This window comes from Janibacter sp. CFPM2_SD2, from assembly GCF_057364645.1.
In genome coordinates, this window is record NZ_JBNFOF010000015.1 from 1 (window position 1) to 12,521 (window position 12,521).

The window sequence follows — 12,521 nt, forward strand, 5'->3', positions numbered from 1 at the left end:
CGGGCGCGGGCGGGGACGGTCGTCGCGGTCGCGACGCGGGCCAGCGACCACGGGGGGCCGCGGTCGCCTGCTGGGCCGCGAACTCCTTCTCGGTCATGTCGCCCTTGTAGATCCAGACCTTGACGCCGATGCGGCCGAAGGTCGTGCGGGCCTCGTAGAAGCCGTAGTCGATGTTCGCGCGGAGGGTGTGCAGCGGCACGCGACCCTCACGGTAGAACTCCGAGCGCGACATCTCGGCGCCACCGAGGCGACCGGAGCACTGGATCCGGATGCCCTTGGCACCGGCGCGAAGGGAGGACTGCATGCCCTTGCGCATGGCGCGACGGAAGGTGACGCGGGCAGCGAGCTGCTCGGCGATGCCCTGGGCGACGAGCTGGGCCTCGATCTCGGGGTTCTTGACCTCGAGGATGTTCAGCTGGACCTGCTTGCCGGTGAGCTTCTCGAGCTCGCCGCGGATGCGGTCGGCCTCGGCGCCACGGCGACCGATGACGATGCCCGGGCGCGCGGTGTGGATGTCCACACGCACGCGGTCACGGGTGCGCTCGATCTCGACGCGGGCGATGCCGGCGCGCTCCATGCCCGTGGACATGAGCTTGCGGATCGCGACGTCTTCCTTGACGTAGTCGCGGTAGCGCTGACCCTCCTTGTTGGAGTCGGCGAACCAGCGGCTCTTGTGGTCGGTGGTGATGCCCAGACGGAAGCCGTGCGGGTTGATCTTCTGACCCATCAGCGGGTCCCTCCCTTCGCGGCCTTCTCAGGCTTGCTCGTCACGAGGACGGTGATGTGGCTGGTGCGCTTGTTGATCCGACCCGCGCGGCCCTGGGCCCGGGGACGGAAACGCTTCATCGTCGGGCCCTCGTCGACGAAGGCGGAGGAGATGACGAGGTTGCGCTCGTCGAAGGGCTCCCCGGCCTCGTCAGCCTTGACGCGGAGGTTGGCGATGGCGCTCTGCAGGACCTTGAGGGTCGGCTCGGCCGCACCCTGGGGGGCGAACTGCAGCGACGCGATCGCGGTCTGGGTGTCCTTGCCGCGGATCATGTCGACGATGCGACGCGCCTTCTGGGGCGTGACGCGGACGTGGCGGGCGGAGGCGCGGGCGACCAGCGTCTCCTGCTCGGTGGTCTCGGTGGCAGGCATCAGCGACGACGTCCCTTCTTGTCGTCCTTCACGTGACCGCGGAAGGTGCGGGTCGGTGCGAACTCGCCGAGCTTGTGGCCGACCATCGCCTCGGTGACGAACACCGGGACGTGCTTGCGGCCGTCGTGGACGGCGAAGGTGTGACCCAGCATGTCCGGCGAGATCACCGAACGGCGCGACCAGGTCTTGATGACGTTCTTGGTGCCCGCTTCGTTCTGGACGTCGACCTTCTTCTGAAGGTGGTCGTCGATGAAGGGGCCCTTCTTCAAACTACGAGGCATGTCCAAAGGCTCCTATCAGCGCTTCTTGCCGGTGCGGCGACGACGGACGATGAGCTTGTCGCTCGCCTTGCCGGGACGCCGGGTACGGCCCTCGGGCTTGCCCCAGGGCGAGACGGGGTGACGGCCACCGGAGGTGCGGCCCTCGCCACCACCGTGCGGGTGGTCGACCGGGTTCATGACGACACCACGGACGGTCGGGCGCTTGCCCTTCCACCGCATGCGGCCGGCCTTGCCCCAGTTGATGTTCGACTGCTCGGCGTTGCCGACCTCGCCGACGGTGGCGCGGCAGCGCACGTCGACGCGACGGATCTCGCCGGAGGGCATGCGCAGGGTCGCGTACGGACCCTCCTTGCCCAGCAGCTGGATGCTGGTGCCGGCCGAGCGAGCGAGCTTCGCTCCCCCACCCGGACGCAGCTCCACGGCGTGGATCGTCGTACCGGTCGGGATGTTGCGCAGCGGCAGGTTGTTGCCCGGCTTGATGTCCGCGGCGGGACCGTTCTCGATGACGGTGCCCTGCGTCAGCTTGTTCGGCGCCAGGATGTAGCGCTTCTCGCCGTCGGCGTAGTGCAGGAGCGCGATGCGCGCGGTGCGGTTCGGGTCGTACTCGATGTGCGCGACCTTCGCCGGGACGCCGTCCTTGTCGTGACGACGGAAGTCGATCACGCGGTAGGCACGCTTGTGGCCACCACCGATGTGACGGGTGGTGATGCGGCCGGAGGCGTTGCGGCCACCGGACTTCGTCAGCGGGCGGACGAGCGACTTCTCGGGGGTGGAGCGCGTCACCTCGACGAAGTCGGCGACGGAGCTGCCGCGACGACCCGGGGTGGTCGGCTTGTACTTACGGATTCCCATGTCTTCCTTGTCCTCTCCGTCAGCCCTGGCCGCCGAAGATGTCGATCGAGCCCTCACGGAGGGTGACGATCGCGCGCTTGGTGTCCTTGCGCTTGCCGGTGCCGAACCGCGTGCGTCGGGCCTTGCCGACACGGTTCATGGTGTGGACGGAGTCGACCTTGACGCCGAAGATCTGCTCGACGGCGATCTTGATCTCGGTCTTGTTCGCCCGCGGGTCGACGATGAAGGTGTACTTGCCCTCGTCGAGCAGGCCGTACGACTTCTCCGAGACGACGGGGCGGATCAGGATGTCGCGCGGGTCCTTGAGCTGGGACGCGGTCACTTGCTGACCTCCTCGGTCTTGGTCGGGCCGGCGAGGAAGGCCTCGAGGGCCGCCTGGGTGAAGACGACGTCGTCGGCGCACAGCACGTCGTAGGTGTTGAGCTGGTCGGCCGGCAGCACGTGGACGTCGGCCAGGTTGCGCACCGACTTCCACGCGGTCTCGTTGCCGCGCTCGATGACGACGAGCAGGTTCTTGCGCTCGCTGAGGCCACCGAGGACGGTCGCGACGCCCTTCGTCGAGGGGGTGTCCCCGTCGACGAGGGAGCTGAGGACGTGGATGCGGCCGTGGCGCGCCCGGTCGGAGAGGGCACCGCGCAGGGCGGCAGCCTTCATCTTCTTGGGGGTGCGCTGCGAGTACTCACGCGGCTGCGGGCCGTGGACGGTGCCACCGCCGGCGAACTGCGGAGCGCGGGTCGAGCCCTGACGGGCGCGGCCGGTGCCCTTCTGGCGGTACGGCTTGCGGCCACCACCGCGGACGTTGCCGCGGGTCTTGGTCGCGTGCGTGCCCTGGCGCGCCGCGGCGAGCTGGGCCACGACGACCTGGTGGATCAGCGGGACGTTGACCTGCACGTCGAAGATCTCGGCGGGCAGCTCGATGGTGCCGTTGGCGGCACCCTGCGGGCTGATGATGTCGATGGTCGGCACGTCAGGCTCCCTTCACCGCGGTGCGGACGAGGACGACGCCGCCACGGGGGCCGGGGACGGCGCCCTTGACGAGCAGCAGGCCCTTCTCGGCGTCCACGGCGTGGATCGTGAGGTTCTGGGTGGTCTGGCGCACGCCGCCCATGCGGCCGGCCATGCGCATCCCCTTGAAGACGCGACCCGGGGTGGCGCAGCCACCGATCGAGCCGGGCTTGCGGTGGTTGCGGTGCGCACCGTGGGAGGCGCTGACACCGGCGAAGCCGTGACGCTTCATGACGCCGGCGAAGCCCTTGCCCTTGGTCGTGCCGGTGACGTCGATGGCCTGCCCGGACTCGAACAGCTCGACGGTCACCTCCTGACCCAGGGAGTACTCGGAGGCGTCAGCGGTGCGCAGCTCCACGAGGTGGCGGCGCGGGGTCACGCCGGCCTTGGCGAAGTGGCCGCTCTTGGGCTGGTTGACCTTGCGCGGGTCGATGGCGCCGTACGCGATCTGGACGGCGTCGTAGCCGTCGGTCTCGGCGTTGCGGACCTGGGTGACGACGCACGGGCCGGCCTGGATGACGGTCACGGGGACGAGACGGTTGTCCTCGTCCCAGACCTGCGTCATGCCGAGCTTCTCGCCGAGGACGCCCTTGACGGTCTTGGTGGCAGTAGTAGTCATCTCGTTCAGCCTCAGAGCTTGATCTCGATGTTGACGTCAGCCGGGAGGTCGAGGCGCATCAGCGAGTCGACGGCCTTGGGCGTCGGGTCGATGATGTCGATGAGGCGCTTGTGGGTGCGCATCTCGAAGTGCTCGCGGCTGTCCTTGTACTTGTGGGGCGACCGGATGACGCAGAACACGTTCTTCTCCGTGGGCAGCGGCACGGGGCCCACCACCGTCGCGCCGGCACGGGTCACGGTGTCGACGATCTTCCGCGCCGAGTTGTCGATGACCTCGTGGTCATACGACTTCAACCGGATGCGGATCTTCTGTCCCGCCATCTTGTGTCCGTCTCTCTCTCGCCGTCTTGCCTTGGTCTGTGTCGGTCGGCCTGGCCTCCGACCCACGCGGTCGGGTGTGTCGCACCCGCTCCGCGACGCGACGACATGCCGAAGGGCAGGTCGTGCGATCTGGTCGTCGACCCGGTCGAACCGGATCGTGCTTCGTGTCCGATGTGTCGCCCCGCCTCAGGCGGTTCGATGCGTTGTCATCGGGGGAGGCGGTGGCACCTGGCGATCGGGGCAAAGTCCGATAGCGGCGTCACCGCACAACAAGCAACCTGAACAGTGTGCCAGAGCCTGCAGGCTCAGTCCAAATCGGGCCGGGCCGGTGCTTGACAGGCCCCCCACCGGCTCTCCGGTGCGGTCGGCCGGGGTCGCACCCGGCGACCGGAGTCAGTCCTGGTCGGCGAGGTCGGCGGTCGACCTGCCCTGGTCGCGCAGCCCGTCGATGCGCAGGGAGCGGGCCTCCTCGCGCACCTCCACCTCGGCCTCGGCGGCCGCATCGGACTTGGTCGTGTCGCGCAGCGGGAGGAGCAGGTCCTCCTCGGCCGCCATGCCGGCCTGCAGCTGGCGGGAGCGCTCGATCTCGGAGTCGACCTCGGCACCCAGGAGCAGCACGTTGTTGAGGATCCACAGCCACAGCAGGAAGACGATGACACCGGCCAGCGAGCCGTAGGTCGCGTTGTAGGAGCCGAAGTTGGAGACGTAGAAGCCGAAGGCCACGGACGCGACGATCGCCACGACGATCGCGACGGCCGCGCCGGGGCTGAGCCAGCGAAACGTCGGCTGCTTGACGTTGGGGGTGGCCCAGTAGAGCAGGCCCACCATGAAGGTGACGACGAGCAGGATGACCGGCCACTTGGCGAGGTTCCACGTCATCACCGCGGCCTCGCCGAGGCCGATGGTGTTGCCGATGGCCCGGGCCACGTCACCGCTGACGGCGACGGACATGATCGTGGCGGCGGCCAGGACGAGCAGCACCGCGGTGACCGCGAGCTGCATGGGCCGCAGCTTGACGAAGCCGCGCCCCTCGGGGACGTCGTAGATCCGGTTGAGGGCGCGGCCGAAGGCTCCGACGTAGCCCGAGGCCGACCACAGGGCACCCGCGATACCGACGACGAGTCCGAGGCCGGCCCCGCTGGAGTTGACCATCTGGTCGATCGGGCCCTCGAGGATGTCGACGACGTTGTCCTGGCCCAGCTGGCCGATGACGTCGAGCAGGGTCTTCTTCGTCTCGTCGGGGTCGCCCACGAGACCGATGATCGAGACGAGCGCCAGCAGCCCGGGGAAGATCGACAGCACCGCGAAGTAGGTGAGCGCGGCGGCCAGGTCGGTGCACCCGTCGGCGCTGAACTCCTTGATCGCCCGCTTGAAGGCGAAGACCCAGCTGCGCTTCTTCATCTGGCGCAGGGTCGGCTTGGCCACCTCGTCGAGGCCCTCCTCCTCGGGGGCGAGGTCCTCGGTCGTGGTGCTCTCGTCGGTGGCCATGTGGCGCGGTCTCCGTGGTCGGGTGCAACTGTCGCCCCCACCCTAGATCGAAGGGAGTCCCCCGTCCCGTTGCCACACGCCAACGCGCCCACCACCCCGAAGGGCGATGGGCGCGCGGGGTGGCGGTGGTTCGCTCAGTCGTTGGGCGAGCTGCAGACGCTCAGCAGGGGCCCCGCACCAGCCGCGAGGGTGAACTCGGCCGTGGCGCCGAGGACGGCCAGCGAGTACGTGCCCAGGGCGTTGATGTTCAGCCCCTCCGGGAAGACCTGGACGGTCACGGTCTGGCCGGGCGCGATGTCGTTGGCCAGGGTCGCGCTGCCGATGTCGGAGCCGAAGGTCAGCACGCCGACATTGAGGTCCACGAGAGCAGCCAGGCCGATCGACGCCAGCGCACCACCCGTCAGTGAGACCGGGGTCCCGCGGGATGGTGCAGTCGGGGCCAGCGGAGCAGGCCGGTGGCCTCGTCGACCGACGCAACCGTCCTGGCATCGAGCCCATCGGCCACGAGCACCGAGGTGACCGCGTCCGCGTGCAGCCGCCGCGCGACCAGACGAAGACCATGGCGTCGGCGCGCATGGGAGCATCGTGCCCGATGTCCGCAGCCACCCGCCTCGACCTGGTCCACACCTCCCCTGTGGTGACGACGGCCCTGCGTCGAGAGCTGCTGTCCGGGCCGGAACCGCTGCGCGTGACGACCGCCGTGCACGCCTGGACCGACTTCCAGGCCGAGTGGGACTTCGCCGGGGACTTCGTCGTCGTCGACGCACAGCTCGACGACCACCTGCCGCTGGCCGTCAAGGTGCGGGCCCTGCGCCGACTCGGTTCGCACCCGATCATCATCGGGCCGCAGCGGCACTCCCCCTTCGCCCGCCGGCAGCCGCCGAGGGCGCGACCGCCTGGATCGAGCCGACCCTCGGTCTGGCGCAGACCGCCGACGTCATCCGCTCGGTCGCCGGCGGCGAGACCCCCGACATCGCGCGCGTCGAGCCGGCCGAGCCGCCCGAGGTGCACCTGACCGATCGCGAGCTCCAGCTGCTCTCCCTCTTCGTCGCCGCCCGCGGGCACTCCCCAGCCTTCCTCGCGCGCGTGCTGTCGCTGCGCACCGAGACCGTGCGCAGCCACATCGAGCGTGGCCGGGCCCGCTACCGGGAGGCCGGCCACGCGACCAACAACCGTGCTGCGCTGCGCACGGCGATGGTCGCCGACGGGTGGACCTACGACCCGCAGGTGTGGATCGACGCCGGCCGGCCGTGACACGACGAAGGGCCCGCCTCCCCTGACGGGGAGACGGGCCCTTCGTGGTTGCTGACTCGAGGTCAGCCCAGGATCACTTGACGATCTTGGTGACGCGACCGGCGCCGACGGTGCGGCCACCCTCGCGGATGTTGAACTTCAGGCCCTCCTCCATGGCGATCGGCTGGATGAGCTCGACCTTCATGTCGGTGTTGTCGCCGGGCATGACCATCTCGGTGCCCTCGGGCAGGGAGACGACGCCGGTGACGTCGGTGGTCCGGAAGTAGAACTGCGGACGGTAGGAGTCGTAGAACGGCGTGTGCCGGCCACCCTCCTCCTTCGACAGGATGTAGACCTGCGCCTCGAACTCGGTGTGCGGGGTGATCGAGCCCGGCTTGCAGATGACCTGGCCGCGCTCGACGTCCTCGCGCTTGGTGCCACGAAGGAGCAGACCGACGTTCTCACCCGCGCGACCCTCGTCGAGCAGCTTGCGGAACATCTCGATGCCCGTGACGGTCGTGGTGGTCTTCTCCTCGCGGATACCGACGATCTCGACCTCCTCGTTGACGTTGAGGATGCCGCGCTCGATACGACCGGTGACGACGGTGCCACGACCGGTGATCGTGAAGACGTCCTCGACCGGCATCATGAACGGCTTGTCGAGGTCGCGCTCCGGCTCGGGGATGTACTCGTCGACGGCCGTCATGAGCTCCATGATCGACTCGCCCCACTTGGCGTCGCCCTCGAGCGCCTTGAGCGCCGAGACCTTGACGACCGGGACGTCGTCGCCGGGGAACTCGTAGGAGGACAGCAGCTCGCGGACCTCCATCTCGACGAGCTCCATGATCTCCTCGTCGTCGACCATGTCGGCCTTGTTGAGCGCCACGACGATGTAGGGAACGCCGACCTGGCGGGCCAGGAGGACGTGCTCCTTCGTCTGCGGCATCGGGCCGTCGGTGGCGGCGACGACGAGGATCGCACCGTCCATCTGGGCCGCACCGGTGATCATGTTCTTCACGTAGTCGGCGTGACCCGGGCAGTCGACGTGCGCGTAGTGACGCGACTCCGTCTGGTACTCGATGTGCGCGATCGAGATGGTGATACCGCGCTGCTTCTCCTCGGGAGCCTTGTCGATCGTGTCGAACGCCGAGGCCTCGTTGAGGTCGGGGAGCTTGTCGTGCAGCACGCGGGAGATCGCGGCCGTCAGCGTCGTCTTGCCATGGTCGATGTGACCGATGGTGCCGATGTTGACGTGCGGCTTGCTCCGCTCGAACTTTGCCTTCGCCACTGTGTTGTCCTCCTCAGGACGTTTTCTCGGTTACGCCTTTGCCCGGCAGGGTGGCGTCGTGTGTGGGTGTGTGTGGATGGTCCGTGTCGGGATCCCGGTAATGCTACCGGTCACTCGCCTCGGGTCTTCTTGATGATCTCCTCGGCGACCGCCTTGGGGACCTCCGCGTAGGAGTCGAACTCCATGGAGTAGTTCGCCCGGCCCTGGGTCTTCGACCGCAGGTCGCCGACGTAGCCGAACATCTCCGACAGCGGGACGAGGCCGGTGACGACCTTGGCTCCACTGACGTCCTCCATGGACTGGATCTGGCCACGGCGGGAGTTGATGTCGCCGATAACGTCGCCCATGTAGTCCTCGGGCGTACGCACCTCGACCTTCATCATCGGCTCCATGAGCACCGGGTCGGCCTTGCGGGCGGCCTCCTTGAAGGCCATCGACCCGGCGATCTTGAACGCCATCTCCGAGGAGTCGACGTCGTGGTAGGCACCGTCGATGAGGGTGGCCTTGACACCGACGACCGGGTAGCCGGCGAGCACGCCGTACTGCATGGCGTCCTGGATACCGGCGTCGACGCTCGGGATGTACTCACGCGGGATGCGACCACCGGTGACGGCGTTCTCGAACTCGTAGAGCTCGCCGTCCGTGTCCTCCGTGGCCTCGAGGGGCTCGAAGGTGATCTGGACCTTGGCGAACTGGCCGGAGCCACCGGTCTGCTTCTTGTGCGTGTAGTCGTACTTCTCGACCGCGCGACGGATCGTCTCGCGGTAGGCCACCTGCGGCTTGCCGATGTTGGCCTCGACCTTGAACTCGCGCTTCATGCGGTCGACGAAGACGTCGAGGTGCAGCTCGCCCATGCCGGCGATGATCGTCTGGCCGGTCTCCTCGTCGAGGCTCACCTGGAAGGTGGGGTCCTCGGCGACGAGCTTCTGGATCGCGGTGCCCAGCTTCTCCTGGTCGCCCTTCGTCTTGGGCTCGATGGCGACCTGGATGACCGGCGCCGGGAAGGACATCGACTCGAGGATGACCTGGTCGTTGACGTCGCTCAGGGTGTCACCCGTCGTGGTCTCCTTGAGACCGATGACGGCGTAGATGTGACCCGCCATCGCCTCGTCGACCGGGTTCTCCTTGTTGGCGTGCATCTGGAAGAGCTTGCCCAGACGCTCCTTCTTGCCCTTGGTCGAGTTGATGACCTGGGTGCCCGGCGTGATCCGACCCGAGTAGACCCGGATGAAGGTCAGCGTGCCGAAGAAGGGGTGCGCCGCGATCTTGAAGGCCAGCGCGGAGAAGGGCTCCTCGGTGCTGGGCTTGCGCAGGACGACCTCGTCCTCGTTGCCCGGGGCGTGGCCCTCCATGGCCGCGACGTCGAGCGGGTTGGGGAGGTAGTCGACGACCGCGTCGAGGACCGGCTGGACACCACGGTTCTTGAAGGCGGAGCCGCAGAAGACCGGGTAGAGCTCGGAGTTGACCGTCAGCTTGCGCACGGCGGCCTTGATCTCGTCGGTCGTCAGCTCCTCGCCACCGAGGTACTTCTCCATGAGGTCGTCGTCGGACTCGGCGACGCGCTCGACGAGGTGGTTGCGGTACTCCTCGGCCTTGGCCTGGAGGTCCGCGGGGATCTCCTGGACCTCGTAGGAGGCGCCCATGGTGACGTCACCCTTGGCGTCGCCGGGCCAGACGAGCGCCTTCATGCTGATCAGGTCGACGACACCGACGAAGTCGTTCTCGGCGCCGATCGGCAGCTGCATGACGAGCGGCTCCGCACCGAGGCGGTCCTTGATGGTGTCGACGGTGAAGTAGAAGTCGGCGCCCAGCTTGTCCATCTTGTTGACGAAGGCGATGCGGGGGACGTCGTACTTGTCCGCCTGGCGCCAGACCGTCTCGGACTGGGGCTCGACACCCTCCTTGCCGTCGAAGACGGCGACGGCGCCGTCGAGGACGCGCAGGGAGCGCTCGACCTCGACCGTGAAGTCCACGTGGCCGGGGGTGTCGATGATGTTGATCTGGGTGCCCTCCCAGAAGGAGGTGACCGCGGCGGAGGTGATCGTGATGCCGCGCTCCTTCTCCTGCTCCATCCAGTCGGTGGTGGAGGCACCGTCGTGCGTCTCGCCAAGCTTGTGGTTGACGCCGGTGTAGAAGAGGATGCGCTCAGTCGTCGTCGTCTTGCCGGCGTCGATGTGCGCCATGATGCCGATGTTGCGGACCTTGGTGAGGTCCGTCAGGACGTCCTGTGCCACTCGTTATCTCATCTCGCTCGTTGCGGTCGTGTCTGCCCGGGAGGGCGGGTGGTGGTCGGGGCCGACGGTCGCCGGCCCCGACCTGCTGTCACCAGCGGTAGTGCGCGAAGGCCTTGTTGGACTCGGCCATCTTGTGCGTGTCCTCGCGACGCTTGACCGCGGCACCCAGGCCGTTGCTCGCGTCGAGGATCTCGTTCATGAGGCGCTCGGTCATCGTCTTCTCGCGACGCTGACGGGCGTAGCCGACGAGCCAGCGCAGCGACAGGGTCGTGGCGCGGCCGGGCTTGACCTCGATCGGGACCTGGTAGGTCGCACCACCGACGCGGCGGGACTTGACCTCCAGAGAGGGCTTGACGTTGTCGAGCGCGCGCTTGAGCGTCTGGACCGGGTCGGTGCCGGTCTTCTCGCGGCAGCCCTCGAGGGCGTCGTAGACGATGGACTCAGCGATGGACTTCTTGCCGTCGAGCAGGATCTTGTTGACCAGCTGGGTGACCAGCGGGGACTGGTAGACCGGGTCGACGACGAGGGGGCGCTTCGGAGCAGGACCCTTGCGAGGCATTACTTCTTCTCCTTCTTCGCGCCGTAGCGGCTGCGGGCCTGCTGGCGACCCTTGACACCCTGGGTGTCGAGCGAACCGCGGACGATCTTGTAGCGGACACCGGGGAGGTCCTTCACACGACCACCACGCACGAGCACGATGGAGTGCTCCTGCAGGTTGTGGCCGACACCCGGGATGTACGCGGTGACCTCGATGCCGGACGTCAGGCGCACACGGGCGACCTTGCGCAGGGCAGAGTTCGGCTTCTTGGGGGTGGTCGTGTACACGCGAGTGCACACGCCACGGCGCTGCGGCGACCCCTTGAGGGCCGGGGTGGCGGCCTTGGACGGCTTGTCCTGCCGCCCCTTGCGCACCAGCTGGTTGATGGTAGGCAACCTGTTCTCCGTACGTCGGTGATGTTGTCTGCACCGTCCGGCGTGAGCCGGCCGATGCTCCTTGGATGCCACCGGCGACCCACGCACTCGGGTGTGTCGTCGGTGGTGCTCTCCCCTGCACTTCCGGTCACGGCCTGTCGGTCCGCCACCGGACGCCCGGCGAGAGAGGCGAGTCGGGTCGTCTCCGACCCTCCTCAGCACGCGTCACGGCACAGCCGTGCCACGTGCGGAGATCAACGATACCGGCGGCCCCCGTGGGGTCACAAATCCATACCGTCCGGAAGGCGCTCCGCGCGTTCAGCCCAGGGCGTCGAAGGCGGGGGCGTACCGGAAGTCCCCGGCCATCTCGGGCCGCCAGGCGCGCAAGGTCAGGGCCTGGAAGTACCTGTCCCCCCAGGGGCCCGGTGACCCGATCCCCAGGCCGGAGGCGGTGACGAAGCCGAAGAACCCGTAGTAGTCGGGGTCGCCGAGCAGGACGAGCGCCGGCTCAGCCTGCTGCTCGGCACTGGCGACGACGGCCATCATGAGGGCGGCGCCGATCCCCTGCCGCTGCAGGTCCGGGCGCACACCGATCGGGCCGAGCCCGACGCTGGGCGCGCCCGCGAGGCTGCCGCGGCTGCAGACGACGTGGCCGACGACCTGCCCGTCGAGCTCGGCGACGAAGGTCAGCTCGTCGATGACCGAGCCCTCGGCCCGTAGCGCGCGCAGCAGCTCGCGCTCGACCGACTCGCTGCGCCCTGACGGCACCCCGAAGGCCGCGTCGTGCAGGGCCTCCGTGGCCGCCGCGTCGTCCGGCGTCTCGCGCCGGATCACCATGTCGTCGCGCATTCAGTACCTGTCCGTGATCCAGTGGCTGTTGCCGGAGAGGAAGGCGCCGACGTAGACCGCCGCCACCACGAGTAGCACGACGGTGACGACCGTGGCATCGCTGCGCGAGCGCCGGGTGAAGATCGCAACGGCCGCGCCGGCGAGCACCAGCGCCAGGAGCTTGCTCAGCCCGCCCGGCTTGAGCAGGAGCACCAGGGCACCGACGACGAGCAGGGCGCCGAGGGCCCACCGGGCCGCGGTGGCCCGCACCGACATCGGTTGCTCCCGGTCACTCATGGCGCCATCCTCCCCCATCCGGCCACG

Annotated in this window: 18 protein-coding genes; 2 read left to right on the forward strand and 16 right to left on the reverse strand. The window is 68.5% G+C overall.

Annotated features, from left to right (window positions below):
• The 10 genes from rpsC to AC2W7J_RS02730 form a co-directional block, all read right to left on the reverse strand.
• On the reverse strand, window positions 1-727 hold a 727-nt coding region (gene rpsC / locus AC2W7J_RS02685; protein ID WP_485981374.1), incomplete at its 3' end, for a 30S ribosomal protein S3.
• Window positions 727-1,137 carry a 50S ribosomal protein L22 gene (gene rplV / locus AC2W7J_RS02690; protein WP_255185359.1) on the reverse strand — a complete coding sequence of 137 codons (411 nt, stop codon included), beginning with the start codon at window positions 1,135-1,137 and terminating at the stop codon, window positions 727-729. The genes rplV and rpsC, both read right to left, overlap by 1 nt.
• Window positions 1,137-1,418, reverse strand: coding sequence for a 30S ribosomal protein S19 (rpsS, locus tag AC2W7J_RS02695; RefSeq protein ID WP_007924678.1), 282 nt, complete (start codon window positions 1,416-1,418; stop codon window positions 1,137-1,139). The genes rplV and rpsS overlap by 1 nt, the downstream gene beginning before the upstream one ends.
• A gap of 15 nt (window positions 1,419-1,433) precedes the next feature.
• Window positions 1,434-2,270, reverse strand: a complete 837-nt coding sequence (rplB, locus tag AC2W7J_RS02700; RefSeq protein ID WP_255185358.1) for a 50S ribosomal protein L2 — start codon at window positions 2,268-2,270, stop codon at window positions 1,434-1,436.
• Window positions 2,271-2,289: 19 nt separating this feature from the next.
• Complete coding sequence (gene rplW, locus AC2W7J_RS02705) at window positions 2,290-2,592, reverse strand: 50S ribosomal protein L23 (protein WP_255185357.1); 303 nt, start codon at window positions 2,590-2,592, stop codon at window positions 2,290-2,292.
• Window positions 2,589-3,236, reverse strand: a complete 648-nt coding sequence (gene rplD, locus AC2W7J_RS02710; RefSeq protein ID WP_255185356.1) for a 50S ribosomal protein L4 — start codon at window positions 3,234-3,236, stop codon at window positions 2,589-2,591. Before rplD ends, rplW begins: the two co-directional genes overlap by 4 nt.
• Window position 3,237: 1 nt before the next feature.
• A complete protein-coding gene (gene rplC / locus AC2W7J_RS02715) occupies window positions 3,238-3,894 on the reverse strand; it encodes a 50S ribosomal protein L3 (RefSeq protein WP_255185355.1) in 657 nt (218 codons plus the stop codon).
• Between the two features lie 11 nt (window positions 3,895-3,905).
• Window positions 3,906-4,214 carry a 30S ribosomal protein S10 gene (gene rpsJ / locus AC2W7J_RS02720; RefSeq protein WP_007924661.1) on the reverse strand — a complete coding sequence of 103 codons (309 nt, stop codon included), beginning with the start codon at window positions 4,212-4,214 and terminating at the stop codon, window positions 3,906-3,908.
• A gap of 393 nt (window positions 4,215-4,607) precedes the next feature.
• Entirely contained in the window at window positions 4,608-5,702 is a 1,095-nt protein-coding gene (locus tag AC2W7J_RS02725; RefSeq protein ID WP_255185354.1) for a YihY/virulence factor BrkB family protein, read from the reverse strand.
• Between the two features lie 134 nt (window positions 5,703-5,836).
• Window positions 5,837-6,064 carry a hypothetical protein gene (locus AC2W7J_RS02730; protein ID WP_485981378.1) on the reverse strand — a complete coding sequence of 76 codons (228 nt, stop codon included), beginning with the start codon at window positions 6,062-6,064 and terminating at the stop codon, window positions 5,837-5,839.
• A gap of 230 nt (window positions 6,065-6,294) precedes the next feature.
• On the opposite strand from AC2W7J_RS02730, the gene AC2W7J_RS02735 reads away from it, so the two are divergent.
• Complete coding sequence (locus tag AC2W7J_RS02735) at window positions 6,295-6,717, forward strand: hypothetical protein (protein WP_485981380.1); 423 nt, start codon at window positions 6,295-6,297, stop codon at window positions 6,715-6,717.
• A complete protein-coding gene (locus tag AC2W7J_RS02740; RefSeq protein ID WP_485981382.1) occupies window positions 6,708-6,956 on the forward strand; it encodes a helix-turn-helix domain-containing protein in 249 nt (82 codons plus the stop codon). The genes AC2W7J_RS02735 and AC2W7J_RS02740 overlap by 10 nt, the downstream gene beginning before the upstream one ends.
• A 73-nt stretch (window positions 6,957-7,029) precedes the next feature.
• Here the strand turns inward: AC2W7J_RS02740 and tuf are convergent, their stop codons facing one another.
• From tuf to AC2W7J_RS02770, 6 genes are all read right to left on the reverse strand, one after another.
• Complete coding sequence (gene tuf, locus AC2W7J_RS02745) at window positions 7,030-8,223, reverse strand: elongation factor Tu (RefSeq protein WP_185221564.1); 1,194 nt, start codon at window positions 8,221-8,223, stop codon at window positions 7,030-7,032.
• Window positions 8,224-8,333: 110 nt separating this feature from the next.
• Window positions 8,334-10,457 carry an elongation factor G gene (gene fusA, locus AC2W7J_RS02750; RefSeq protein WP_255185349.1) on the reverse strand — a complete coding sequence of 708 codons (2,124 nt, stop codon included), beginning with the start codon at window positions 10,455-10,457 and terminating at the stop codon, window positions 8,334-8,336.
• 88 nt (window positions 10,458-10,545) lie between these two features.
• Window positions 10,546-11,016 (reverse strand): 30S ribosomal protein S7, encoded by a 471-nt coding sequence (gene rpsG, locus AC2W7J_RS02755; RefSeq protein ID WP_072623757.1) that lies wholly within the window; start codon window positions 11,014-11,016, stop codon window positions 10,546-10,548.
• On the reverse strand, window positions 11,016-11,390 hold the full coding sequence (rpsL, locus tag AC2W7J_RS02760; protein WP_007930014.1) for a 30S ribosomal protein S12: 375 nt from the start codon (window positions 11,388-11,390) through the stop codon (window positions 11,016-11,018). Before rpsL ends, rpsG begins: the two co-directional genes overlap by 1 nt.
• Window positions 11,391-11,687: 297 nt before the next feature.
• On the reverse strand, window positions 11,688-12,218 hold the full coding sequence (locus AC2W7J_RS02765) for a GNAT family N-acetyltransferase (RefSeq protein ID WP_255185348.1): 531 nt from the start codon (window positions 12,216-12,218) through the stop codon (window positions 11,688-11,690).
• The gene (locus AC2W7J_RS02770; protein WP_255185347.1) at window positions 12,219-12,494 is read right to left on the reverse strand and encodes a hypothetical protein; all 276 of its coding nucleotides are present in this window, start codon (window positions 12,492-12,494) and stop codon (window positions 12,219-12,221) included.
• Window positions 12,495-12,521: the final 27 nt, after the last annotated feature.

Excerpts from the sequence above, each read along its gene's own strand:
- rplV (WP_255185359.1), bottom strand. The coding sequence starts at position 1,137 with ATGCCTGCCACCGAGACCACCGAGCAGGAGACGCTGGTCGCCCGCGCC.
- rpsS (WP_007924678.1), bottom strand. The coding sequence starts at position 1,418 with ATGCCTCGTAGTTTGAAGAAGGGCCCCTTCATCGACGACCACCTTCAG.
- rplB (WP_255185358.1), bottom strand. The coding sequence starts at position 2,270 with ATGGGAATCCGTAAGTACAAGCCGACCACCCCGGGTCGTCGCGGCAGC.
- rplC (WP_255185355.1), bottom strand. The coding sequence starts at position 3,894 with ATGACTACTACTGCCACCAAGACCGTCAAGGGCGTCCTCGGCGAGAAG.
- rpsJ (WP_007924661.1), bottom strand. The coding sequence starts at position 4,214 with ATGGCGGGACAGAAGATCCGCATCCGGTTGAAGTCGTATGACCACGAG.
- AC2W7J_RS02725 (WP_255185354.1), bottom strand. The coding sequence starts at position 5,702 with ATGGCCACCGACGAGAGCACCACGACCGAGGACCTCGCCCCCGAGGAG.
- AC2W7J_RS02735 (WP_485981380.1), top strand. The coding sequence starts at position 6,295 with ATGTCCGCAGCCACCCGCCTCGACCTGGTCCACACCTCCCCTGTGGTG.
- rpsG (WP_072623757.1), bottom strand. The coding sequence starts at position 11,016 with ATGCCTCGCAAGGGTCCTGCTCCGAAGCGCCCCCTCGTCGTCGACCCG.
- AC2W7J_RS02765 (WP_255185348.1), bottom strand. The coding sequence starts at position 12,218 with ATGCGCGACGACATGGTGATCCGGCGCGAGACGCCGGACGACGCGGCG.
- AC2W7J_RS02770 (WP_255185347.1), bottom strand. The coding sequence starts at position 12,494 with ATGAGTGACCGGGAGCAACCGATGTCGGTGCGGGCCACCGCGGCCCGG.